Origin of the sequence: Leptolyngbya sp. FACHB-321 (assembly GCF_014695975.1) — a bacterium.
Taxonomy (GTDB): Bacteria; Cyanobacteriota; Cyanobacteriia; order Leptolyngbyales; family Leptolyngbyaceae; genus Stenomitos.
The window spans coordinates 173,173-198,160 of sequence record NZ_JACJPI010000083.1 but is presented as its reverse complement, the minus strand read 5'-3'; the positions used below and the strand labels follow the sequence as shown (position 1 = coordinate 198,160).

The window sequence follows — 24,988 nt, the reverse complement described above, 5'->3', positions numbered from 1 at the left end:
CGGCTAGAACCTTTGCACTGCACTTTTGCATTGTGAATGAGGATCACAGATCCTGTAGAACGATTGTCGCTTAGATAGGCAAAGGCTGTACGCTAGACGGGGTAAAATTCTTCAGGAGAGAGGAGAGAGGAAGGTAAAAGTAAAAAGGTAAAAGGTAAAAACAAGTCTTCATTTTCTGCCCTCCGTCCTCTGCCTTCTGCCTCCCCTGCTCCCGCAAACAACTAATAACTAACAATTTACTGGAGGACAAACTTCTGACTACCCGCATCATCCTCGTTCGTCACGGCGAGAGTAGCTTTAACGTTGAACGACGTGTTCAGGGTCATGGTGATAAATCGACCCTTACAGAGGCAGGGCAGCGATCGGCTGATCAAGTCGGTGTAGCCCTCAGTGCTCTGTCTTTTGATGCGGTGTACAGCAGCCCTCTGCGACGAGCAAAGGATACCGCTGATCGCATTTTGTCTCGTCTTAAAACGCCGCCTGTTGCATTACTGCAAACCACTGATAAGTTGAAGGAAATCAACCTGACCGATTGGGAAGGCAAGCTGTTTAGCGAGATTGCCGAGCAAGACCCCGAGGGCTACCGCAACTGGCAAAGGCGACCCCACAAGTTAAAGATGGCTGCACCCGATACGGATGGTGCAACAGACTATTACCCAGTGCCAGCACTGTTTGAGCAAGCCGAAGCGTTCTGGCGGGAGCTATTACCGCGCCACGAAGGGCAAACTGTTCTCGTGGTGGCACATAGCGGCATCAATCGGGCGTTAATTTCTACCGCGATCGGGCTGCCGAGCGATCGCTATCAGTCGGTGCATCAATCTAACTGCGGCATCAGCGTTTTGAACTTTGCAGGCGGGTTCGGAGACGCGGTGCAAATCGAGTCGCTTAACTTAACGGCTCATCTGGGCGAACCGCTGCCAAAACCTAAATCTGGGCAGCAGGGAGCGCGTTTTTTGCTGGTGCGTCACGGCGAGACAGATTGGAACCGCCAAAAGCGGTTTCAGGGTCACATCGACGTACCGCTGAACGAGAACGGACGGGCACAGTCGCAGCGGGCAGCGGCATTTCTTAAAGCGATCCCCATTCACCATGCCGTTAGTAGCCCGATGCTGCGCCCCAAAGAAACTGCTGAGGTCATTCTCCAACACCATCCGGATGTGTCGCTGGAACTGGAAGCTAACCTGAAAGAAATCAGCCACGGGCTATGGGAAGGAAAGCTAGAAGCAGAAATTGAGGCGGGGTATCCCGGTACGTTGCACCAATGGCAACGATCGCCCGAAACGGTGCAGATGCCGGAAGGCGAGAACCTCCAGCAAGTGTGGGAGCGGACGATCGCAGCCTGGGATCAAATTGTGCAAACCGCTGCCAGTAGACCTGAACCCGGCACCACCCTCGTCGTTGCCCACGATGCCGTAAACAAAGCGATTCTCTGCTACGTTTTGGGTCTTGGTCCAGAGCATTTCTGGAACTTTAAGCAAGGCAACGGTGCGGTCAGCGTTATCGATTATGCCGCCACAACCGACATTCAACCTGTTCTGATGGCAATGAATATTACCGTTCATCTATCGGATGGCATTTTGGATCAAACAGCGGCAGGAGCGTTGTAGGGGCAGAAGGCAGAAAGCAGAGGGTAGGGGGCAGAAGGGGGAGTCGGGAGTCAGGCTAAAAGCCAAAGGCTAAAGGCTGACCGCTGACTGCTCAATCAACTCAAGACTCTTCACTTTTCAGTCAAAACTCTTCTCACTCATTCTCCTCACCCCTCTCCTCTTACCCATGCCTACTGAACTACTTCAACAAGTACGAGTAATTGATCCCATTTCAAATACCGATCGCGTTACGAATGTGCTCATTGCAGACGGCATTGTGCAGGCGATTGGTGATGCGATCGCAGACAGCTCGGACGCAACTGAAGTGCAGGATTGTCGTGGTTTGGTGCTGGGCAGTGGTTTAGTTGACCTTTACAGTCACTCTGGTGAACCCGGTTTTGAGGAACGTGAGACGCTGCAATCACTCTTGCAAGCTGCCAGTGCGGGTGGTTTTACCCGTATCGCCATCCTGCCAGATACTAAACCCGCGATCGATCATCCAGGTAGCGTTGCCTGGGTGCAGAACCGCTGGCAAGAACTGAAGGGAGAGGGGAGAGTGAGGGGAGCCGATGGAGCAGGGGAAGCATGGATGCAAGCGTCAGACCCAACTCCCAACTCCCGGCTCCCCATTCCCCACCTCTACTGCTGGGGCGCGCTGACCCTGGCTGTACAAGGACAACAAATGACCGAGTTGGGTGAACTGGCAGCGACCGGGATTGTTGGCTTTGCGGATAGTCGATCGCTCACCAGTTTATTGCTGGTTCGTCGCCTGCTGGAATATTTGCACCCGATCGCCAAACCGATCGCACTTTGGGCTTCTGACCTAGCCTTGAGCGGTAACGGGGTCATGCGTGAAGGACAGGCAGCGCTACGCTTTGGTTTGCCAGGGATTCCTACGATCGCCGAAACCACTGCCTTGTCAGCCCTTTTGGAATGCGTTGAAACGACTGGCACGCCTGTTCACCTGATGCGCCTTTCGACCGCGCGGGGTGTAGCGCTCGTCCAGGCAGCGAAGACGCGGGGATTGCCTATCACTGCCAGTACTACCTGGATGCATCTGCTGCTCAACAGTGAGGCGATCGGCAGCTATGACCCGAATTTGCACCTTGCACCACCGCTAGGCAACCCTGACGATCAGGACGCGCTGATTCAAGGCGTACAAAGCGGCACGATCGACGCGATCGCCATCGATCATACACCTTACACCTACGAAGAAAAAACCGTTGCCTTTGCCGAAGCGCCTCCTGGCACGATCGGTTTAGAGGTGGCATTGCCATTACTCTGGCAAGCGTTAGTCGCTACCGGCAAATGGACAGCACTGGATCTGTGGCGTAGTCTCAGCAGTCGTCCAGCCCTATGCTTACAGCAAAAAGCTGCCACGATCGCCCCCGGACAGCCTGCCGAACTAACGCTCTTCGACCCGCAGCAGGTTTGGACAGTAGACGCCCGATCACTCAAATCACTTTCTGTCAACACACCCTGGTTCCAGCAAGATATTACTGGACGGGTGGTGAGAACCTGGGTAGGAAAAGGCTAAAGGCTATTGGAAAGTCTAAAGGATGAAGGCTAAATTTTTTATCCTTTAGCCCTTAGCCTTACTGATAGTTGGGTTCGGGTGTGATTTCGCCCAAACGGTTCATGGGCCAAAAGCGAACGATCGCTCGCCCGATGATACGATCACGCGGGACAAAGCCCCAATAATGGCTGTCATAGCTATTGTTGCGGTTGTCGCCCAGCACCAGATAAGCGTCCTGGGGCACCGTCACAGGACCATATTGATACTGAGGGTCTTCGGCGATATAGCTTTCTCTGAGAGCCTGGTCGTTGATGAACACCCGTCCACCCTTGACCTCGACCTTATCGCCTGGCAAGCCAATGACACGCTTAATAAACGCATCGTGAAAATTTTGTTTTTCTAGCGTATCAGTGGGTGAAAACACCACCACATCGCCGCGCTCGGGATTTTTGAAGTGATAGCCCAGCTTATCGACAATGAGGCGGTCGTTGATTTGCAGCGTCGGCAACATCGAGCCAGAGGGAATATACCGCGCCTCTGCTACAAACGTCCGAATGCCAAACGCTAGCACAGCGCTTAGTCCAATCGTTTTGAGTCCCTCTAACCAGGGGTTCTCAGTGGTTTTCTGAGGTGGCTTTTCATCTGATACCTTACTTTGTACGCGTGTCATAGAGAGTCAAATGTAAAAAAATCAAAAATGTGAGCAAAAAAGTAGCTGGCTTGTTATGGCATCTAATACTTGCCGTGCAGTAGAGGCAGTGTCGTTAATCCATCACAATATAAATGCAACTGTAAACCATCTCATCGCTTATTTTGGCATCTAGCTCATTATGGCGGTGATTTTTCTGTCTTGAACGATTCCGCTCTAAACAAATCACTGTGACTAGCATGGTAGCTAATTCTTCGCTTCTGATCCGAAACGCTCACATCTTGCTGCCTAATGGCGACTTTATGAATGGCGATGTGCAAATACAAGAAGGCACGATCGTCCAAGTTATCGATGCCCACAATGCAGACACACCGCCACCCGTCTCCACTAACGAGGCAGTTAGAGAGATTGACGCACAGGGCTTGACTTTGTTGCCAGGAGTTATCGATCCGCAGGTACACTTCCGCGAACCAGGGCTGGAACATAAAGAAGATTTGTTTACCGCTAGCAGTGCTTGCGCGAAAGGTGGCGTGACCTCCTTTTTGGAAATGCCAAATACGAAGCCACTGACCACCACACAGGCAACGCTGGACAGCAAACTGCAACTCGCGGCTCAGAAAGCGTTGGTGAACTACGGCTTTTTTATTGGTGCAACGCCAGAGGTACTGCCCGATTTGCTTGAGGCAAACCCCACTCCAGGCATCAAGATCTTTATGGGGTCGATGCATGGTCCGTTGCTGAACGATCAAGAGGAAGGGCTAGAAAAGATCTTTGCCTATGGCGATCGCTTGATTGCCGTCCATGCCGAAAACCAAGCGCGGATTACAGAACGGCGACAGCAGTTTGCAGGCATCACTGATCCAGCCGTTCACTCGCAAATTCAAGACAATCTGGCAGCACTCCAGGCGACGCAGCTTGCGCTGAAGCTTTCTAAAAAATATCAGCGACGGCTGCATATCCTACATATGTCTACAGCCGAAGAAGCGGATCTGTTGCGACAGGAGAAACCCGCTTGGGTAACGGCAGAAGTCACGCCGCAGCATTTGTTGCTGAACACTAGCGCTTACGAGACGATCGGCACGTTGGCACAAATGAACCCACCGTTACGATCGCCCCATGACAACGAAGTTCTCTGGCAAGCGCTCCTGGATGGTGTAATTGACTTCATTGCGACTGATCATGCGCCCCATACGCTAGAGGAGAAAGCCCAGACTTACCCGAACTCGCCGTCTGGAATGCCCGGTGTAGAAACGTCGTTGCCGTTGATGCTAACCCAGGCAAAGCAGGGACGCTGCACGGTTGCCCAGGTAGCAAATTGGATGTCTACTGCGGTCGCCAAAGCGTATCGGATTCCGAAGAAGGGTGCGATCGCCCCTGGCTACGATGCCGACTTGGTGCTAGTTGATCTAGATACTTACCGCCCCGTATTGCGCGAGGAGTTGCAAACTAAGTGCAAGTGGAGTCCCTTTGAAGGTTGGAGTCTGACGGGCTTTCCAGTGGTGACGATTGTGGGTGGTCAGGTTGTTTACGATCGCGGCACCATTAATGCTGAAGTACGTGGAAAAGCTCTACGCTTTGACGCTTAATGATGAACCTTAAGAAGTGATAACTCTAGATTGATCACTCTATCTTGCCTAAGGGGGACTCTATTTTCTAGTTGTTATCTTTAAGGTTATCTGTGCTTAGTCATGACCCATACTGGCGTTTCTTAGTGCCTATTATTACTTGGCAAGCCTAATATTAAGTGCTGTCAACTCTTTCTTTCCCCAACAACTTTGCTTCGGGTTGCTCTCTAGAATAGTGTTAAGCATTCCAGTATGGTCATGCCATGAAAGCAAGAACCCCTAACCAAGAAGTTGAAAGGCTCGAAGCACTCAGGGCATACAACATTCTGGATACTCCTTCTGAGCAAGTCTATGATGACATCACGACGCTAGCTGCTTTTATCTGTGATGTACCGATCGCCCTGATTAGTTTAGTCGATGTCGATCGCCAGTGGTTTAAGTCTAAAGTCGGGCTAAGTGTTGACGAAACCCCTCGTGATGTTTCGTTCTGTGCCCACGCGATTTTAAGCAAAGACACGATGGTTGTGAACGATGCGCTTAAAGATGAGCGTTTCGCTACTAATCCGTTGGTTAGCTGTGCGCCAAACGTACGTTTCTATGCTGGCGTACCACTTACTACGCCGGATGAGCAAGAAATCGGTACGTTGTGTGTGATTGACCATAAGCCCAGAGAGCTATCGGAGGCTCAGAAGAAAACGTTAGAAGCGCTTGCCCGTCAAGTAGTGATGCAGCTAGAGCTACGGCGCGTCTCTTCGCAACTGGCAAAAGCGTTGGACACGATCGAACTGATGGAAGGGCTGATTCCCATTTGTTCGTACTGTAAGGGTATTCGTGACGATCAGGGCTATTGGTCTAGTGTCGAGAAGTTCATCGAAAAGTATTCAGATGTGGAGTTTACTCACGGTGTTTGTAATAGCTGTATGCGAAGCCATTTCCCAGAAGTAGCTGACGTTTTGCTAGCTGGAAGTGATGCTAAAAACAACTCAGAAAATGGTTCTGAATCCCAGGATGAGTTGTTAGGTTGAAATTAGGATTGAGCCGAGATATACGCGGTTTATTCCTCGTAAAGTAACGAATAAGAAATCTGTCTAGGCTTAAGCAATGTCTGCGAGGGATATTTTTCATGATGCAGTTAAAGCAGCCTTGCAAAAAGACGGGTGGACAATTACCCATGATCCACTGTCAATCGATCTAGTCGATGGGCAATTGCAGGTTGATTTAGGTGCAGAGCGCTTGCTGGGTGCCCAGCGAGAGGGCGAACAAATTGCAGTCGAGGTCAAAAGTTTTCTTGCGCCATCTGCGGTGTCTGAGTTTCATACCGCGTTAGGGCAGTTTTTGAACTATCGGGTAGCGCTTAAAATAAAGGAGCCGGAACGAAGACTCTATTTGGCGGTGCCGTTGGAGGTCTATGAGTCTTTTTTCTCACGACAACTGCCGCAACTGAGCATCCAAGAGTATCAGTTAAAGCTGCTGGTGTTTGATCCTGAGCCGGAGGTGATTGTGCAATGGCAAAACTAGACCAGTATCGGCAAGCGGTGCAACAGGTATTAGCGCAACACGCTCAGATTAAGCCTGCCTATGGTGAGGTTGAGCGTCAAACGCTCTTTGATGTGGAGCGCGATCATTATCAGGTGGTAAATGCAGGCTGGGAAAGCCGTCGCCGAGTCTTTGGTTGCCTGATTCATGTAGACATTAAGGGCGAAAAGATCTGGATTCAGTATGACGGGACTGAGATTGGGGTCGCAAATGAACTGGTGGAGTCCGGCATCCCTAAGCAGGATATTGTGTTGGCGTATCAGTCGCCCTATATGCGGCAGTTTAGCGAGTTTGCAGTCAGTTAATAATCGCCACACAAAACCGATAAAGATCCCCGACTTCTTTGTTTAATCCTGATTGTTTGGCTGAACCTGATAAAGAAGCCGAGGATTTGGGATGGCAAACTGAGCGATCGCAGTCAGCTTGCGTAAGTAGATGTAGCCTGGACTACTTTCAGTGGCATCGCTACACAACTAACAGTCAAACTATAGGCATTTCATGAAGTTCATAGTGTGCGATCGTGATCTTGCTGATTTTTAGGGGAAACATGAGTAAGGCGCAACAACTCACCCTAATAAAAACAGGATTGATCGTATGTCAGTGCAGACTCCTTCTAAAGAAACATCGTCTAAAACGAAGACCCAGGAGACAACTCGCTTGCTACTGGCTTTGTGGGAGTTAGGTGCAGACAAGACAGCCTTACCAAAGGGGAAACTGCCCGATCGTGCCAAAAAAGCTGCACCTTTCAAGCAGTTAGTAGAAGATGGCGCGATTAAGGTCGAAAAGCAAAAGTCATCCTCGCTAGTATCGCTGGAAGCGAAAGGTGTGGAACAACTGGCTGAAGAACTTAAAACGGTTGATTTTAAGCTGGACGGTACAACAACGGGAGCTTGGCTAGTAAGAGGGTTGTTGAAATGGCTTCAGCAGATGGAGACTGTAACAACGATCGCGTCCACAAATGGCAAAGCGAAAAAAGACACGATCGCGTCCTACGACGAATTTAAGACCGTTGCGCTTGAAGTCTACGATCGCCTCAATCGTGAATACAATCTGGACAACTTAGTACCGATTTATCGTATTCGTCGCGAGATTGGCGGTCGAGTTTCTCGTTCTGAATTTAATGAATGGGTGTTGGAAATGCAAGCTAACGATATTCTTCAACTTCAAGGTGGCAGCGTTGAGGATAGCTCTTCAGATAAGGTCGAAGACTCAATAACGTCAAAAGTAAGCGGTCTTCGCTTCTATGCGAAACGATTAGCTTAACCAAGCCAAAGCTCTCTCCTATTCATTGCTTTCCCCTAACCTAATGCCATGAGCACTACAAATATCTTCCCGTCTTCCATTGAAGTTCTTCATAATACAATTGCCAGTCACAATCCATTCGACCGACCTTTGTTTGTAAAGCAGCAAGACGTTTGGGGAAAAGGGTTTCCTGATGTTCCAAGTCTGAATGCTCATGCATCTGACATGGTTTTCGATGCTATCAATAAGGTTCGTACAGGACAGCGCTCATCCATTGGTATCACTATCAGGGCTGAAAAAGGACTAGGGAAAAGCCACCTCATTAGCCGAATTCGGCATCGTCTTCAATTTGAAGGTAGTGCTTTATTTGTTTACATGAGCGAATTCAGCAATTTAGATCGAATAAAGCAAGAGTTTTTACAGAATTTAGCGTATAGCCTTAAGCGCACTGGTAGCCAAAGCGTGATGCAGTGGCAAGAATTAGCAACAGCTTTAGTAAGCGATGCCTACAAAAAGGAGTTTCAACCAAAACAGCTTGTGGATGTAGCATTTCCAAAGAAGATGGCTGAAATGCTAGCTAAAGGCGAGAAACCTGTTTCTTTAATCAACCAGATTGTTACCAGAGTTCTGCAAACAAAACCAGAAATAGACAATCCTTACCTTATCCAAGCTATCCTTTGGACACTCTCAAAACCACATGCAACGTTTGCCATTAATTGGCTTGCTGGCAAAGGCTTATCACAGTTGCACGCCGAAGAGATGGGTTTCCCATCCTCCTCTTCTGAGGAGCCAGAAGCTGAATCTTTAGATAAAGTGGGTGAAATTCTAAATCTAATTGGAGAATACAAAACATTAGTAGTTTGCTTCGATGAGCTAGACAGCATAGGACATAATGAGCAAACTCTTCCAAAGGCAATGGTAGTAGCTAGCCTTGCAAAGGATGTCTCAAATAGCTTGAAAAGTGGTGTTGTCTTAACAGCAATGTATCCTGAAACTTGGCGTGATCAGGTTAAAGTTATGCCACAGGCTGATGCTGTTATAGATCGCATAGGGGAAAAAGTAATTGATTTGAATTATTTAAGTGTTAGTGATGTTTTTGCATTGATTTCTGAATGGTTAAAAGATTTTTATTGTAGCAAAGACTTAATTCCACCTGACCCGCTTTATCCCTTTGAAGAAAGTAAGCTTAAAGAAGAATTCAAGCAAGAAAGACCAACTTTTAGAAAGGTTTTACAGTGGTGTGCTAATGAGTTTAAAGTTCCAAGTTTTGCAGAAAAAACACTATTAAAGATTCCTCCTAAGAATCCTGTAGAGTCTGCGTATGAGAAAGAATTTACTGATCTAGAGTGGGCATTAGAAAATTATCTAGAGGACAAAACTACTCTGGTTGAAGCTTTACACTTAAGTTTCTGTTCACTGATTGGTCAAACCGTTGAAGAAGTCCAAATAAAGGATATTCAGGAGGTAGAGGCAAAAGGTAATGATAGGGGTTATATTGACTTTAGAATAGTTGGAAAAGAAAAGAGAAAACCTGTAAAGATTGGAGTCTCAATTGTTCAGCAGTCAAGTGGAGTTGGTGTTTCCGCAGCTCTTAAACGGTTAATTGAATACGAAAAATTTGATTTAACTCGTGGCTGCTTAGTACGATCTAAACCTATTTCTAGCAGTGCTACCAGAGCTCAAGAATACTTGAGATCTTTACTGCTTACCCATCAAGGTGAGTGGGTTTTGCTAGCTGGTGAATATATCAAACCACTCCTTTCTATACTGTTCGTTTACAATAGAATGGCTGATTATGAAGTGAGCGAGAATCAAATCTTTGAATTCCTTGATCAGAAAAGGCTTGTGATTGATAATCCCCTTATTCGAGAAATCTTGAGTAAGCCTTCTGGCAGGATTCCTAAGAATATACCGAATGAAGAGCTCCCAATCAGTATTCCTACTACAGCAAGTGTCTCTAGTCTTGATGATTCACTTGAGCTGGTTACTACAATTGATTGAAAGATATGTCAATTTCAATTGCGTCCGCATTGCATTTATCTGACAATGAAGCTGCATCTCTAATACAAGGACGCTCTATTGGGGCTATATCTAAAGCGTACATTTACCCTGGACAGAACTTCGGTCTTTGTTCACCTGATGATGAGTTGGATCCGAAGAAGGTATCGATTAGGGCTTGGGCTAAGTGCTCGGCTTGCCAGCCCATCAGTAGATCTGACTCCTTAGGCGCGTTATCACGTCTAGTAGCAATACCTATAAAAGAATTACAGGAACTTTTTCAAGAAAAGCAGTACGTCTTCTTAATTTATCTTAGAGTATATTCATTAGTTGAGCCAGTTGAAGGTTCTGTCAGTGCTAAAGGGCAGTTTGTTAAACTTTTAACTTCCCTTAGCATTAATGAATACACTCCAGTTTTCAATGATCGTATCTTCGCCCGACGCAAGCAGCAGTTAGAAAATCTGGAATCACCATTACATCCTGAACTGGAAGAACTTCACAATATAGTTTCTCAACTAGTTTTTGTTGAGCCTACAGCCAAAAGACTTAGCGAAGAAATAAGCTTATTTTTAGGCTGGAAAACATTTATATCGTCAAAAGCTAAAAACTCAGATTCAACTTGGATTGAGAATATTTCAGACTTGGGTAAGCGTAGCAAAGAAAGTGACCAAGGTAAAACCAACTATCAAGCTGGAACAGATTTTGAAAATATAGTGCGGACTAGTCTTCAGTTTTTGGGGTTTACAATCGACTACTCGCACAAAGGAGGAGCAGGAGGTTTAGATTTATTCTGCTCGAAGCCATATCCGTTAGTTGGAGAGTGTAAATCGGGCAAGAAAATTCCTAACGATACAGCAGTTCAACTATTAAACTTAGGAACGTTACGTTTAAAAGATGAAGTGCAATTCCGCAGGGCAACTAAATTGATTATTGGTCCTGGTGAATTGACTGAGCAACTTAAAGATGCTGCAAGAGTACACAGTATGACAATCATCAATCCTGAAACACTTGAAAAACTTGTCAAATTACAGAACAACCATTACGGTTCGGTTGATCTATTTAAACTCAAAGATTACTTAAAACCAGGTCAATCTAATGATGAGGTCGAAAAATACATTGACAAAGTGCTTAGGGAAATTAGTGTTAGATCGCTTCTAGTTCAATTGACAAAGAAATACTTGGAGGACACAAGTTCTGATTCAATTGGAGTAGAGACGCTCATGGGATTATACTTTAGCGCAACTCCACCTTTGCCTTTACAACCTAAAGAGATGCATGAAATTTTGATTGAGCTTTCTTCACCTTTAATAGGTCATTTAGGGCGAAGTAAAGGATTAGATTGGCAGACCGATCGCTTTTACTTTCTGCGTGATTTGATAGTGGATTAAGTAAGCAACGAGCGATCATCTTGAACCGTCGTGGTATTAACGTAAAGGTTGGTAAAGACCCCGATTCTGAGAGCTTTACTGGGCAAACTTCTATATAGAGTGATTATTCTCGATTCTGCTAGCGAATGTAACTTTCGCCATCATCCTTAGCATCATCGCCTAACCAAGCACCAAGCTAGAAGTGCTCTCAGGCTACCGCATTGGTATAAATTCTGATGTCACTTAACCGCTAAAATTCCTTTTTCCAGCCCTAGCTACAGATCTAAGAGGTAGAACGATGAAGCCGAACAAGCGTTTGGTTGTGTGCTGCGATGGCACTTGGCAAGACCTAGACTGCAAATACCCAACGAACGTGGTCAAAATCGCCCAAGCCGTTAAAGCAGTCGCTAGTGATGGCGTTCCTCAAATCGTGCATTACAGCGAGGGCATTGGCACAGGACCAGAAAAATTCGATCGCTGGCTAGGAGGTGCTTTTGGCTGGGGCATCGATCGACGGATTCAAAACGCCTATCGCTTCCTCTGTTTCAACTATGAAGCAGGCGATGAAATTTATCTCTTTGGCTTCAGTCGGGGGGCTTACACCGCTAGAAGCCTCGCCGGATTTATCTATAAATGCGGGTTGCTCGCACGTCCCTACATTCGTAAAACCAAAGATGCCTACGCACTTTACCGTAACCGAGATCTTTCGCCTTCAAAGCCAGAGGCAGAAGACTTTCGCATGCGGTATGCAGTTTACCCACAAGGTTCAGCGCCCGGAACACAGATCCCCATTACACTGCTTGGCTGTTGGGATACCGTCGGCAAGTTAGGCGTTCCCAAAACCATTCCCCTCATAAGCGGTCGGGTCAACGAGAAATATCAATTTCACGATTCCAAACTGAACCCCAAAATTCAACAGGCACTCCATGCGGTTGCCATTGATGAACATCGTAGTGCCTTCGAGGTGACTCACATGTTACCGAACAGCGTGAGCAAAGACGCTTTAACCCACAAAAAGCAAGTCTCTGAAATCTGGTTTACAGGCACCCACGGTTGTGTCGGTGGCGGTACAAAAGAGAACCGGGGGCTGTCTGACATTACCCTCGAGTGGATGATGGATCAGATCAAAGCATTAGGGTTGGGTTTGGAATTTGTTGGCAATCCGAATGAACATTTAACCACGTATGGAAGAAACGGAGAGCAGCAACAAACCTATGTCGTCGAAGAAGGTATCGAGGTCGATCCATCGATCCAATTTGCCGACAATGTTAAAGGAATTTTTGCACTGGCAGGCAGAATCGATCGCAGTTTGATTGACAAAGAAGACCGATCGACACAGCTTGACCAGCACTTCTTTAAAGACAGAATCCATGACAGTGTGAAGGAACGCTGGCAGTTGGCAACCCTTGACCCACAGTACCGCCCAAAACACATCATGGTTTTCAAGCAATGGTTTGATGAAATCGTCAAAAAAGAGTCCTAGTCCGCTTTGCACAACTGGCAATTGCATTGCACGCGCGATCGCCCTTGGGAATGGGAATGAAATAAGTTCGATCTTTGGTAGGGGCGGGTTTTACTGTGAAATCCATTGCAGGATGTAGTTGGGTCTGCTAAACCCGCCCGTACAGTTTGCGGATTGATTAAATTCACAATCCCTAGTAACCGTAAGTGCGTTATCAGGCGATCGTGGTTACATATTAGGCAATGCTTTCAAGCCAGTGCGTGTATGTAGGTTTTTATTGCCAGCCTAAAGGTGGTTCAATCAACGCTTCATCAGCCTTGCCAGCACGCACACCTGGCTTATCAACGATCTTTACAGTTGTTGCTTGCAAGCCTTGCTCACCTTCAACCGCTTCAAAATGCACACCTGTACCTAAGCTCAGCCGATCAAAATCTCCGTGAATCACACTGTTGCGATGGAAGTAAATATCTTCACCGCCCAACGTTTTGAGAAAGCCATAGCCTTGTTCAGGAAAGAGCTTCGTAACGAGTGCTGCTGTATCCTCCGCTCCGTCATTTGTTAGGGCAGTGTCGTGTTCACGTTGCTGTCTGCTCAGGTCTCTAAGCTGCCGCCATGCCTTATCAAAAGCATCTCGAACCACCGTATCCAGACCCACATATTGTTTAGCAATCGCAAGATTGCTTTGTGCCACAACTTCGTGGTTAGGAGGAACCGTAATATCAAGGCGCACCCGATAAGGCGATTTGTTGCGCGGACGATCCTGGTCTTTTTCAACTGCAATATGACAACTGCTGATGTGATCACAAACCTTTTCGAGCTTAGCGATTTTTTCATGAATCAAGTTATCGATCGCTTCGCTCTTATCAATACCTCGGTAGGTAATTTCCGGTGAAATTTTCATGATCAATTTTCCTTTCGCCAAAGCTGTAGATCGAATTAAATTAATCATCGCTATCCCTTTTCAAGATCTCTTCTACTTGGAGAGTGAGGTTTACCGCAGCAAACAATCGCATGAATAGTAATAGCTTTCTTAAAAGAGTAAAAAGAACCGCTTTTAAGCATCGTCCAGTACTTGAACGGGACCAGCGCAAGCTTTCTGTCTGATTGGCGATCACACCCTTAATCTAGTTCTCCTACTCAAAGCAGAGGTAACTATGCATTGGTTAAGGCAAGCTTAAGAATGGACGTTTGAAATGGTGTCATCCATTCTTTGACTAATGAGTAAGAAAAAGAAAGACAAGAAAGATAAAAAAGATAAGAAAAGCAAGCAGAAGAAGCACAAAACAGGTAACAGCCCCTTAAGTAAAGCTGGCAAGAACGCTGCTACTCTAGGCACAGCACTGGTTGGAGCCGTTGCTGCCGAGGGCGCACAAGCCACGCTTACCAAAATGGTTGAACAAGGAGCAGCTAGCGATCGACTAGACACGGTTCGGCACACCCTTAAAGATGCGGCAGGTGCTATCAAAAACGTAGCGAGCGCCGTACACAATGCGCTTGACGATGCTGATACAGGCGTAGTTGATGCCGCTACATCCTTGACAGACAAAGCGAAAGATACCGCTGAAGGTACTCAAGCATCGGCTGAAAAAGCAGTTGAGGTCGCCGTTGACACGCTAAAAGATGTCATCAGTGGTGCAAAGTCCTCCATCAAACCAGGCAAAAAGCACAAAGCCTAAAGTACCGCTCTCAAACGGCATTCTAATGGTTACGCATACCGTTAGAATGCGCTGAGGCTTTACTTTAGAACGATCGCCTTCACTGCTGACTAATCAATGGCTTGAGCGATTGCGTTTTGCATTGCTATTAAATAAGCATTAAGTCGGCTCATTCGTTTGAGTTTTCAGCTGCCAGCCGGGTTTCACAACCTGGCGAGCGCGGGCAATCACCAGGCAATCATTCGGCACATCCTCAGTAATGGTCGAACCTGCCGCAATGTTTACGCCCTCGCCGATTGTAATAGGTGCTACCAGCACACTATTTGCGCCCGTTTTTGTGCGATCGCCAATCTGAGTGCGGTGCTTCTTCACACCGTCATAGTTCGCCGTAATTGTGCCTGCACCCACATTCACCTGATTGCCAGCAGTCGTATCGCCCAGATACGAGAGGTGAGCAATGTTCGTGCGATCGCCCAGCGTCGTATTTTTTAACTCCACAAAATTACCGATGCGGCAGCCAGTGCCCGTTTCTACGTGTCCCCGCAGATGAGCATAGGGACCAACGCGCGTGTCTGCTGCTACCGTGCTATCGCTAATCACCGAATAGAGCGCCGTCACATTTTTACCAATGCGGCTGTTTTCAATTAGGCTACCCGGACCAATGCGGCTACCAGCCTGAATCGTTGTCGTGCCACGTAGATGGGTTTGTGGCTCCACCACTACATCCGCCTCTAGTACTACTGTGTCGTCGATCGTAATGCTGTTTGGGTCGATTAACGTAACTCCAGCCGCCATCCAGTCATCCTTAATACGCCTTTGCAGGATGTCATACGCAGCAGCAAGCTGTTTGCGATCATTAATGCCAAGAATCTCTTGTTCATCCTCCACATCCACTGCCATGACCGGAGACAGATAGTTCACAACATCTGTCAAATAATATTCTTTCTGATCATTATCAGCCGTCAACTTTGGCAACACCGCTGCCAAGTCAGCCCAGCGAAAGCAATAAACCCCAGCATTAATGCGGCAATTCTGTCGTTGTGGCGCTGTGCAATCACGGTCTTCCACAATCTGCTGCACTACATTTCGATCGTCACAAAATACTCGTCCGTAGCCCTTGGGGTTGGGCAGTTGAGCAGTCAGGATGGTTGCTGCATTCTGGTGCTCTCGATGGGTCTGCAACAGGTGCTTGAGGGTTAGGGGACGCAACAACGGTACATCCCCATTAAGGATCAGCAGATCGCCCTCAAACCCATGCAATGGCGATAAAAGCTGCTGTACTGCGTGTCCGGTGCCCAGTTGTTCACGTTGTTCTACGAATTCAAGGGTGTTGCCATCGTCTCTCTGAGCAAATGCCTGTTTGATCAGTTCACTCCGATAGCCTACAATTACCAGTCGTCGATCGACATCCACTGCTGAGGCACTACCCAGTACCCATTCGACTAGCGTTTTACCCCCCAACCGATGCAGCACTTTGGGCAAGTCCGATTTCATCCGAGTGCCACGCCCAGCCGCCAAAATTGCCACCGCTACCATTGTTGTTTGCGCCAGTTAGTTTGCTGTAGAACGTCGTTTGCAGTGGAACCGTTTGCCGTGAAACCTGATGCATCGATCCCGCTACCACTCTGCCCCTTAACGCTCTACAGAATACCATTCACTCTACTGACATGAAAAACGTCACCACTGATATGACCATCACTTTCTGAAAGAAGTCAGCGGTCTTGATGTTGGATATTCTAAGTTGGATAACGATTCAAGCGCTGTTGCTAGGCTGTGTGAGGCAGCGAGGCTAGCTCAAGCAACGCTGCGCCAGACAATGATTCGCTTGCTTCTAAAGAGACTGTATTGATGAACTCTTTAAACTGCTCGATCAATGCAGGATTGCGCCAGCCCTTTGCCGTTTCTTCCTCCAAGATGCCAACTGCTTCGATCGGAGTGAAAGCCTTCTTATAAGGGCGTTCGCTCGTAAGTGCATCGAAGATATCGATGACTTGAAAAATTTGCGCTAGATGAGGAATCTGGTCGCCTTTAAGACCGTCAGGGTAGCCTGTGCCATCCCAGCGCTCATGATGGTAGCGAATAATTGGCAATACGCCGCGCATGGTTCGTAACGGTTGGCAGATTTTTACACCAATGAGTACGTGCTGCTGCATTAGCACCCACTCCTCTGGGGTAAATTTACCTGGCTTCAGCAAAATAGCATCAGGAACACCAACTTTGCCGATGTCATGCAGGTAACCGCCCCACATCAAATCGCGGATTTCGATGCGCGACAGTCCCAAAAACTCACCAAAGGCTTTGCCATGCGCGACGAGCCGTTCGCAATGGTCACCTGTATTAGGGTCACGGCTTTCTACAGTTTGTGCGATCGAAAAGAGGACTCGTTCAGCGTGGTCAAGGTCCTCGTTGAGGCGTTTTTGGTGAACGAGCGATTTGACGCGGGCAGACAGTTCCAGTTGGTCAAACGGTTTAGTTAAAAAGTCATCGCCGCCTGCTTCAATGCCTTTCAGCCGAGCGCGACGATCATCCAGCGCTGTCACAAAAACAACAGGGGTCAGGCGGGTCTGCTCATCCTGCTTAAGACGACGGCACACTTCAAACCCGTCCATACCGGGCATCATAACATCCAGTAAAATCAGGTCAGGATTAGTTGCAACAACAGAGTCTAAGGCTACGGGACCACTATCAGCCTCTACAACGTCGTAACCTTCGACCGACAGCAGTGCAACCGCCGTGAGCCGACTGGAGGGGTTGTCATCTACAACTAAAACTCTGGGCAGCTCTGTATAAAAGCGATTCACTTGGGCAAACCTCATGGTGACGATGGACTACATCTGCCTCATTCATCGCAGTCAGACAGATGCTGCATTGGCTTCTTAGGGCATTGCAGTTACAGTATGATCCATTGTCTAGGGTGGTAAATCAGGCTTTCTACGGAGATTAGACCCGTGAGGTGCTGGTGAGTTCACTAAGGTTTAGCTCAAATTTACTCAACGGCAGAGCCATTTAGCAAGGCAACAGCTTTATTTAACGGGCTTTATACCGCTCAGTTACGTTCCATAAAGCAGTATGTACCTGTTACTAAACTTTAGTTGGCACGGAAGGCAGCGGCGGCTCAAGGCAATCGAGCGATACATTGACTTGAGATGCTAGCAATTGTTTAACAGGGATAAGCGGTAGTGCTACGCTGCTGCGATCGTGAATTGGGTAGCTTTCCCCTAAGATTTCAAAGCGACAGCGGCGACACAGCCAATATGGCTGACTAGAACGAATGTGCCGCAGTAAAATATCAGAGCATAAAGGGCAGTGCGCCATTTTGTTACCAGTTGAATCTTTGTGATTTAAATCAATACTGTCAAGGCTGCGCTCTTAGTATCTCAAAGCTGTGATCGTTTAGTGACCATCCGAAGAGATAACTTGTCCACAACAGACTCTTTTGCTTGTTAGGACATTGCTAGACCACACTTTCTCAATCACCCAGGAAACTGACACAACTATTGTGGTTATACCTGCCTAGAGATGCCTGTATCTGCCACTACAACTTAAACTAATTTCATAGAGGCAACATAAATTGGCTTCCTAGCTTCTAAGGCTCTTTATAAAAGGCCGCTACGTACATATATTTAAGATGCCTTAAATCTGGGTAGAGCGGTCTGTAGAGGCCGTTCTGCCATTTACTCAAACGTCAACAAGTGAGCATTGAAGCACCTGTCAACTTAGTAATTTGTAAGGAAAGTAAGCTTCTGCATGGTTAGGCGAAGGCAAGATATACCCTGACATGAAGATTTGACGGTATGTAATTTGTGTCCCTAAGTATGTGATCTGTGTCCCTAGGTAACTGGACGTAATTAAATTAAAAATGCTTTTTGAGGAAAGGGGGAAAGGCTCCCAAACGACTTTTTACTAAATCATGGGGGCTACAACTGATGAGAGCCAGAATCGAGGATGAAATTGTGTTTTTGCACCGCGAAGATGTGCCGGAATACAAGAAAGGGGGTTCGGTTGTACGGAACAGCTATTTTTGGGCATTGCGATCGATCGCGGCTCAGGCATATCGGCAACGTGATTGGGAGTATGAAGCGGAAGTTTGGTTAGCGCTCCAGCGGATGCTACTGTCTTTTACCGAATCGGGCTACCTGGGCTTGCGAGAAACCCAACTAGAGTTTCCGGCTGACGCTGAAATTCCAGCCGTGTTGAAGCCAATTGCAACCTGGGAATGATGGGCTACTTTTCAAGCGCAGCACTGGCAGCCTCTGTTACGTTTGTTGCTGCCGCTCCTTTACCTTCACTCTGTAGCGATCGGTTGAAGACTCCACATGACTGCACAGTTACAAGGTGAATTTGTAGATGGAATCGGGCTGTGGTGTGATCGCCGACAACAGCTAGGACGTGGTGCTGTTTTGTAACCGTTGTCTCAGGTCACGGATCGCAGCGCTAGTATTGCGATCGTAGGCAAGTTGCAGGCAGCGATCGACAATGAGCTGAAGGTCGATCATCGAAAAGTAACGGCTTTGAGCTACCAGGCAATAGGCATTGTCCTGAAGCTGGTGGATGCAAAGCTGATGCCGCCTATAAAGCCACACTTCTGGCACTCGATAAGGCAAATAATCATCAACATCAGAATAGCTGGTGACATCAATTTCAAGCACCAAATCGGGTGGCGGATCGACACGCCAATCAATGCGCTTCTTACCTAAAACCGCTTCCCAGTTATTGATGTAAAAGCAGTAATCTGGCTCAATTCCGCTTTCCTCCGGCAGTTTCATCGTTACCGGAGTAAAAGCATCATATTCACGCTCAAAGTGATCCAGCAACGTTGTAATCATATTGGCAATGATATGAGCATCTTTCCCATGGTGCGGCAAAGGAGACATTAAAAGCACTTCTCCATGTCGATACTTGAGTCGAGGTAGCGAACCGTCGCCCCGCTGCTGGCTCAGACTCTCATACTCATCCCAGGTGGCAGGAAGCCGCAGCACTGTACCAGGACGCAGTTGAATGTTCTCACGGGAGACGAGCGCAAACATGGCTATCAGTGCAGAAGGGTACTTTTATTATCTCAGGTATAGCAAAAGGCTAAAGGATTAAGGCTAAGGGATTAAGTAAAACCCTTACCAGAAGCCGAACTGGGAACCTCAATCTGTCTTAACTCTCTCTTCAACGGCTATGGAAAGGCGGGTGGAGAACTTTGCAAGAGAGGGCAATCGCCTGAAACTAAAAAGGGGTGAACTGTTGTCCACCCCTTGATCGCTTACTGTATTGTTAGCACTTCTGACGGCAAGCGTTTGAATGCTAGTCGCTCATTTTCCACATCGACAAAGATAGTATCACCACTAGTAAACTCGCCCCGCAGAATAGCTTTAGCAATCTGTGTTTCGAGTTCACGCTGGATGGCGCGTTTGAGAGGACGGGCACCAAAAACAGGGTCGTAGCCGACTTCTGCCAGGAAATCTAGCGCACTGTCAGAAAGCTTGAGCGACATTTTGCGATCGGCAAGACGAGTACCCAGCCGCAAGGTTTGGAGCTTAACGATTTGCCGCAGTTCCGATCGCTGCAAGGTGTGAAAGATAATGATTTCGTCAATGCGATTGAGAAATTCGGGGCGGAAGCTGGTACGCATCGCATCCATCACCCGCGATCGCATCTCGTCATACCGATTATCATCCCCTGCAAGATCCAGGATGTATTGCGAACCGATGTTGCTCGTCATAATGATCACAGTGTTTTTGAAGTCCACCGTATGCCCCTGAGCATCCGTCACGCGCCCGTCATCTAGAATTTGCAGCATCACGTTGAAGACATCGGGATGCGCTTTCTCAATTTCGTCAAACAGAATGACAGCATAGGGACGACGACGAATCGCTTCGGTCAACTGTCCACCTTCGTCATAGCCTACATAACCTGGAGGCGCACCAATCAAACGTGATACTGATTGCTTCTCCATGTATTCAGACATATCAATGCGAACCAGCGCGTCTTCGGTATCAAAGAGGTACGCTGCAAGCGCTTTGGCAAGTTCGGTTTTACCAACGCCTGTAGGTCCCAGGAAGATGAAGCTAGCAGTCGGTCGGTTGGGATCTGCCAAGCCTGCCCGCGATCGCTGGATAGCATCGGCAACCGCTGTCACTGCCTCTTGCTGACCAATCACACGCTCGTGTAGTTCGTCTTCTAAGTGCAGCAACTTTTGCATTTCTGATTCCACCAGTTTGCTGATAGGAATGCCCGTCCACTTGGAGATAATTTCGGCAATATCTGCCTCAGTGACTTCTTTCTGCAAAAGAGACTTGCCGCTAGATTGGGTCGAAGAAAGTTTACCTTCAGCCTCTTGCAGTTGGCGATTCAAATCCGCCAGTTTGCCGTACTTCAGTTCAGCAGCACGGTTTAAGTCATAGTCGCGTTCTGCCTGTTGGATCTGAATGTTGAGGTGATCCATCTCTTCTTTGAGCGTCTGGATGTGATCCATAACACCCTTTTCCGCCTGCCATTGGGCATTCAAAGCGCTCTGTGTCTCTTTCAAATCAGCTAACTCACGATCGAGTCGTTCGAGACGATCGCGGGAAGCGGCATCTGTTTCCTTTTGTAGCGACAGGCGCTCCATCTCAAGCTGCAAAATTTTGCGATCGACCTCATCCAGTTCTTCTGGCTTGGACGTTTTTTCCATCTTGAGCTTGGCAGCGGCTTCGTCGATCAGGTCGATCGCCTTATCTGGCAAGAAGCGATCGGCGATATAGCGTGCAGACAATGTGGCTGCTGCAATCAGCGCATTATCAGAAATATTAACCCCGTGGTGCAGTTCATAGCGTTCACGCAAGCCGCGTAGAATCGAGATCGAATCTTCGACACTGGGTTGATCGACATACACTTGCTGAAAGCGTCGCTCTAGCGCAGCATCTTTTTCAATGTACTTGCGATACTCGTCCAGCGTCGTCGCACCGATACAGCGAAGTTCACCACGAGCCAGCATAGGCTTCAGCAGGTTGCCTGCATCCATTGCACCTTGTGTGGCACCAGCGCCAACCACAGTGTGAATTTCGTCAATAAAGAGCACTAGTTGCCCTCTCGACTCCGTGACTTCTTTAAGGACTGCTTTCAACCGCTCCTCAAATTCGCCCCGGTATTTTGCACCCGCAATCAGCGCGCCCATATCCAACGCAATGAGTTTGCGATCGCGCAACGATTCTGGCACGTCACCACTAACAATTCGTTGAGCAAGACCTTCAGCGATCGCCGTTTTGCCCACACCCGGTTCGCCAATAAGCACAGGGTTGTTTTTGGTACGGCGCGACAAGATTTGAATCGTACGGCGAATCTCATCATCGCGACCAATCACAGGGTCGAGCTTGCCATCCCGTGCGAACTGCGTCAAGTCGCGTCCGTACTTTTCTAAAGACTCGTACTTACCTTCCGGGTTTTGGTCTGTCACCTTTTGACTCCCTCGAATCTGGTCGATCGCCGTTCTTAGCTTTGCCTCATCCAGTCTAAATTCTGTAAATAAGCTTCTGCCAAAGCGATCGTCTTTGGCATAGCCAAGCAGCAAATGCTCTACTGAAATGAACTCATCACTGAACTGCTTGCGATAGCCGTCAGCACGATCAAGCAAAGCATCTAGACTACGCCCCAGATACATGGACGTGCTGCTACCAGAAACCTTCGGCTGCTTGCGAATAAACTCGTCCGTTCGCTCTCGCACCTGTTGCACATTCAAGTTCAATTTATTGAAGACACTGCTGGCAAGTCCGTCCTGCTCCAGCAGTGCCTTCATAAGATGCTCTGACTCAATCTGCTGATGCTGTGCCTGCTTTACAAGCTCTTGAGTGCGCGCGATTGCCTCCCAGGCTTTTTCGGTAAATTGATTGGGGTTGGTTGGCTGCATAGTCCCCTCACTATAGTGTTTCAGTTTAATGGCATATGGTTATTGTAAGGACGTAAGCAAGATCGCAAGGGTCGGTGTTCACTCCTTTTGAAGGCGTATTGCCGAAGGTAGCAAAAGGCTGTTGCTAAAGTGCTGCCGTCATAGTGCCATTGCATTGATGGCAAACAAGCCTTGCCACCGCTAAATCTTCATAATCAATTAATACTCTAGATGTAGCATCCGAGGGAGAAGCTCGTTGCTTCTGACCCTAAATCTAGAGGGCGATCGCGCTCAACCGCGCCTTAACAACAAAACTCTACGTTCATTTGCTGAAGATTGTGGTTTAAGTAAGTAGCAAGTACGTAAAATCACGAGGGTAAGCAGCCAAAAACCACCCAATCAGGTGAGTCATTCGGTTAGCGCCTTACCGACTTGCTTTCAGTAGCATAGTGCCACACGTAGCCCTGTTTCGCTTGCGCCTCCCTTGCCCTTAAAGCATCTGAGTCATAGCGAGCCTTGAAAGCTAACAGTCGATCGCCTAGCTAATGCACCAAATAGACTCACATTCAGGGGTAAAAAGTCCAGCCGTGGAATCTGACCGTAGCACTACTCAACTCATTAATTTTTTGCAGAAGGAACTAGCTCTTTCGGCAGCAGCGATCGCCATGGCGCTGCGCTACCGTGAGCAAGATCCAGGTCCGTTACCAATGATCCTCTGGCAATATGGCTTGGTTTCGCTAGAGCAGCTAGAGCAGATTTTCGACTGGTTGGAAGGGTGACAGAGTTTTGAGTGCTTAAGATTGAGCATTGAATGATTTCAGACAAAAAAGTCCCTACTCAAGCCGCAGCGCTCTTACACGGTTTCAGGTAAAGGAAGGAATCGATCGAGTCTGAGCGACTTAGCTTCAATCTATTTCCCTACTAACTACTGTATTCTGCTGAAATTAGTCTCAAGAAATCACTCTTACTGTCGGCTCATCTTGTTTAAGAGCAAAAGTGCGCCAGCTATACCAACAAAGTGAGCCAAGATGACTTGAAGACTCGCCAAGATAGTAAACATATCGAGCGATTGCACGACCTGAGATGGGTTAATTGCAAAGCCAGAACCCTGGCTTACAGAAGCTTTGCCTACTAACACACCTGTAATTGCCTCTGCCCCAAAAATTGCTACTAGCATTCCTCCCAAACTGACATACAAGCCAGTGCGTAGAATCTGAATTACTTCAGCTTTCTTTGGACGCGTTGTTTTGTTAACTAACTGCCTACCAACCAGCACGTAGCGAAACGCCCAATAGATACTAAAGCAAAGGGTGAAAATGCTAAAAGTGGTTAGCGCTACGCCTGCAAAAGTACTGAAGCTACTAGAACTTGGATTATTTGGGTTGGCAAAACGGCTGGGACTGAACAAGGTAGCAAAGATCAGGACAACGCTAGAGACAACAGTCAGCACAACCTGAATCCATAAGCAAACCCAACCAGTAAGACGGAAACCTTTGCCAATCTGTTGCAGGTTTGTTGCTGAGGAGCCTGACCGGTTAACCATAATCGTTCAAAATGCTTAAGAGCGTCATTCTACCAGTCTCTCACGCCAGCGCTGACCCAGTTCAAAAAAGGATTAAGTCAAGCTATAGTTGCGGCATCTCCTAGTGCAACCCTGATACGCTAGCTGCATCTTCTTAATCTTGCGGTGACACTATGTCGGAAGTATCTTCATTGCCTCATTCACACGCACTTCCACCACTGCGGATTCTTATTGTCGAAGACGACCCGATGATGCAACTAGGGTTGGAGCAATGCCTGGAAGACTACCCTCAACTTACAGTGGTTGGGCAAGCAAGCGATGGCTACTTGGGCGTTGAAGCTGCACTGAAGCTCAAACCTGATGTCGTTGTAATGGATATTGGCTTACCGCGACTGGATGGCATTGCAGCAACACAGCAGATTAAAGCAGCACTGCCTGATGTGCGCGTTGTGATGCTGACCTCCCATACAACCGAAACCGAAGTCATTGCAGCACTGTCAAGTGGTGCAGACGCTTACTGTATTAAAGGTACAAATGTTGAACGGCTGATTGCTGCGATCGCGGCTGCCCAAGAGGGTGCAACCTATCTTGACCCACAGATTGCCCGTCGCGTCATCGAACATCTCCAGCCGCCGACGGTCAACAGCAACATTGGTCAGCTATCACAGCGAGAGCAACAGGTACTTGAGCTAATGGTTCAAGGTCAAAGTAACCCTGAAATTGCCGCTGTACTTTACCTTAGCCCCAATACGGTGAAAACCCATATTCGCGGCATTATGAATAAGCTTGCGGTTGACGATCGTGTTCAGGCAGCCGTTGTCGCCTTACGCTCTGGTTTAGTCAAGTAACCCTGACAGGTCAGACCCACCTTACTTGTAGCTGAAACATCAGTCAAGCAGCGGCTAAGGGCAAAAAAGTGATGCCACTGCATGTTAAAAAAGTTTAATCGACTAGCTAATCACCTTTTTCTACAACGGGACACTTTTCTGGCTGTCACCCTCTCAGCCACCTTAGGTACGAAATCGACCTACTGTTAAG

Annotated in this window: 22 protein-coding genes; 14 read left to right on the top strand and 8 right to left on the bottom strand. The window is 47.7% G+C overall.

The window, feature by feature from the left end; translation table 11 throughout:
• Positions 1 to 254 precede the first annotated feature (254 nt).
• Both H6F76_RS26305 and H6F76_RS26300 read left to right on the top strand, forming a co-directional pair.
• The gene (locus H6F76_RS26305) at positions 255 to 1,607 is read left to right on the top strand and encodes a histidine phosphatase family protein (protein ID WP_190512955.1); all 1,353 of its coding nucleotides are present in this window, start codon (positions 255 to 257) and stop codon (positions 1,605 to 1,607) included.
• A 166-nt stretch (positions 1,608 to 1,773) separates the two neighbouring features.
• The gene (locus tag H6F76_RS26300; protein WP_190512737.1) at positions 1,774 to 3,123 is read left to right on the top strand and encodes a dihydroorotase; all 1,350 of its coding nucleotides are present in this window, start codon (positions 1,774 to 1,776) and stop codon (positions 3,121 to 3,123) included.
• 58 nt (positions 3,124 to 3,181) lie between these two features.
• Here the strand turns inward: H6F76_RS26300 and lepB are convergent, their stop codons facing one another.
• Positions 3,182 to 3,772 (bottom strand): signal peptidase I, encoded by a 591-nt coding sequence (lepB, locus tag H6F76_RS26295; protein WP_190446339.1) that lies wholly within the window; start codon positions 3,770 to 3,772, stop codon positions 3,182 to 3,184.
• A 218-nt stretch (positions 3,773 to 3,990) separates the two neighbouring features.
• On the opposite strand from lepB, the gene H6F76_RS26290 reads away from it, so the two are divergent.
• From H6F76_RS26290 to H6F76_RS26255, 8 genes are all read left to right on the top strand, one after another.
• Positions 3,991 to 5,337, top strand: coding sequence for a dihydroorotase (locus H6F76_RS26290; protein WP_190512735.1), 1,347 nt, complete (start codon positions 3,991 to 3,993; stop codon positions 5,335 to 5,337).
• A gap of 242 nt (positions 5,338 to 5,579) precedes the next feature.
• On the top strand, positions 5,580 to 6,341 hold the full coding sequence (locus tag H6F76_RS26285) for a GAF domain-containing protein (RefSeq protein ID WP_190446337.1): 762 nt from the start codon (positions 5,580 to 5,582) through the stop codon (positions 6,339 to 6,341).
• A gap of 76 nt (positions 6,342 to 6,417) precedes the next feature.
• Positions 6,418 to 6,834 carry an element excision factor XisH family protein gene (locus H6F76_RS26280; RefSeq protein ID WP_190512733.1) on the top strand — a complete coding sequence of 139 codons (417 nt, stop codon included), beginning with the start codon at positions 6,418 to 6,420 and terminating at the stop codon, positions 6,832 to 6,834.
• Positions 6,822 to 7,157 carry a XisI protein gene (locus H6F76_RS26275; protein WP_190512731.1) on the top strand — a complete coding sequence of 112 codons (336 nt, stop codon included), beginning with the start codon at positions 6,822 to 6,824 and terminating at the stop codon, positions 7,155 to 7,157. Before H6F76_RS26280 ends, H6F76_RS26275 begins: the two co-directional genes overlap by 13 nt.
• A gap of 289 nt (positions 7,158 to 7,446) precedes the next feature.
• Positions 7,447 to 8,115 (top strand): hypothetical protein, encoded by a 669-nt coding sequence (locus H6F76_RS26270; RefSeq protein WP_190512729.1) that lies wholly within the window; start codon positions 7,447 to 7,449, stop codon positions 8,113 to 8,115.
• 48 nt (positions 8,116 to 8,163) lie between these two features.
• Positions 8,164 to 10,095 (top strand): P-loop NTPase fold protein, encoded by a 1,932-nt coding sequence (locus H6F76_RS26265; RefSeq protein WP_190512727.1) that lies wholly within the window; start codon positions 8,164 to 8,166, stop codon positions 10,093 to 10,095.
• 5 nt (positions 10,096 to 10,100) lie between these two features.
• Complete coding sequence (locus H6F76_RS26260) at positions 10,101 to 11,480, top strand: DUF1802 family protein (protein WP_190512725.1); 1,380 nt, start codon at positions 10,101 to 10,103, stop codon at positions 11,478 to 11,480.
• 277 nt (positions 11,481 to 11,757) lie between these two features.
• Positions 11,758 to 12,942, top strand: a complete 1,185-nt coding sequence (locus H6F76_RS26255; protein WP_190512723.1) for a DUF2235 domain-containing protein — start codon at positions 11,758 to 11,760, stop codon at positions 12,940 to 12,942.
• Between the two features lie 253 nt (positions 12,943 to 13,195).
• On the opposite strand, the gene H6F76_RS26250 is transcribed toward H6F76_RS26255, so the two are convergent.
• Positions 13,196 to 13,822 carry an HPF/RaiA family ribosome-associated protein gene (locus H6F76_RS26250; RefSeq protein WP_190446332.1) on the bottom strand — a complete coding sequence of 209 codons (627 nt, stop codon included), beginning with the start codon at positions 13,820 to 13,822 and terminating at the stop codon, positions 13,196 to 13,198.
• A gap of 316 nt (positions 13,823 to 14,138) precedes the next feature.
• On the opposite strand from H6F76_RS26250, the gene H6F76_RS26245 reads away from it, so the two are divergent.
• Positions 14,139 to 14,597 (top strand): hypothetical protein, encoded by a 459-nt coding sequence (locus tag H6F76_RS26245; RefSeq protein WP_190512721.1) that lies wholly within the window; start codon positions 14,139 to 14,141, stop codon positions 14,595 to 14,597.
• Positions 14,598 to 14,735: 138 nt separating this feature from the next.
• On the opposite strand, the gene glmU is transcribed toward H6F76_RS26245, so the two are convergent.
• The 3 genes from glmU to H6F76_RS26230 all read right to left on the bottom strand — a co-directional run bounded on the left by glmU (position 14,736) and on the right by H6F76_RS26230 (position 17,891).
• Positions 14,736 to 16,112, bottom strand: coding sequence for a bifunctional UDP-N-acetylglucosamine diphosphorylase/glucosamine-1-phosphate N-acetyltransferase GlmU (gene glmU, locus H6F76_RS26240; RefSeq protein ID WP_190512719.1), 1,377 nt, complete (start codon positions 16,110 to 16,112; stop codon positions 14,736 to 14,738).
• 230 nt (positions 16,113 to 16,342) lie between these two features.
• Positions 16,343 to 17,392 carry a two-component system response regulator gene (locus tag H6F76_RS26235; protein WP_190512717.1) on the bottom strand — a complete coding sequence of 350 codons (1,050 nt, stop codon included), beginning with the start codon at positions 17,390 to 17,392 and terminating at the stop codon, positions 16,343 to 16,345.
• 265 nt (positions 17,393 to 17,657) lie between these two features.
• Complete coding sequence (locus H6F76_RS26230) at positions 17,658 to 17,891, bottom strand: hypothetical protein (protein ID WP_190453056.1); 234 nt, start codon at positions 17,889 to 17,891, stop codon at positions 17,658 to 17,660.
• Positions 17,892 to 18,502: 611 nt separating this feature from the next.
• Between H6F76_RS26230 and H6F76_RS26225 the strand changes: the two genes are divergently transcribed.
• A complete protein-coding gene (locus H6F76_RS26225; RefSeq protein WP_190453059.1) occupies positions 18,503 to 18,796 on the top strand; it encodes a hypothetical protein in 294 nt (97 codons plus the stop codon).
• Between the two features lie 162 nt (positions 18,797 to 18,958).
• Here the strand turns inward: H6F76_RS26225 and H6F76_RS26220 are convergent, their stop codons facing one another.
• Together H6F76_RS26220 and clpB are read right to left on the bottom strand one after the other, a co-directional pair.
• The gene (locus tag H6F76_RS26220) at positions 18,959 to 19,603 is read right to left on the bottom strand and encodes a Uma2 family endonuclease (RefSeq protein WP_190512715.1); all 645 of its coding nucleotides are present in this window, start codon (positions 19,601 to 19,603) and stop codon (positions 18,959 to 18,961) included.
• A 224-nt stretch (positions 19,604 to 19,827) separates the two neighbouring features.
• On the bottom strand, positions 19,828 to 22,449 hold the full coding sequence (gene clpB, locus H6F76_RS26215; protein WP_190512714.1) for an ATP-dependent chaperone ClpB: 2,622 nt from the start codon (positions 22,447 to 22,449) through the stop codon (positions 19,828 to 19,830).
• A 524-nt stretch (positions 22,450 to 22,973) separates the two neighbouring features.
• On the opposite strand from clpB, the gene H6F76_RS26210 reads away from it, so the two are divergent.
• Positions 22,974 to 23,207: a DUF2949 domain-containing protein gene (locus H6F76_RS26210; RefSeq protein WP_190453069.1), complete on the top strand. Its 234-nt coding sequence runs from the start codon at positions 22,974 to 22,976 to the stop codon at positions 23,205 to 23,207.
• Positions 23,208 to 23,392: 185 nt separating this feature from the next.
• Here the strand turns inward: H6F76_RS26210 and H6F76_RS26205 are convergent, their stop codons facing one another.
• Positions 23,393 to 23,971 carry a DUF3611 family protein gene (locus H6F76_RS26205; protein WP_190453071.1) on the bottom strand — a complete coding sequence of 193 codons (579 nt, stop codon included), beginning with the start codon at positions 23,969 to 23,971 and terminating at the stop codon, positions 23,393 to 23,395.
• A 152-nt stretch (positions 23,972 to 24,123) separates the two neighbouring features.
• Here H6F76_RS26205 and H6F76_RS26200 point away from each other — a divergent pair, with 152 nt between their 5' ends.
• Positions 24,124 to 24,798, top strand: a complete 675-nt coding sequence (locus tag H6F76_RS26200; RefSeq protein WP_190512712.1) for a response regulator transcription factor — start codon at positions 24,124 to 24,126, stop codon at positions 24,796 to 24,798.
• Positions 24,799 to 24,988: the final 190 nt, after the last annotated feature.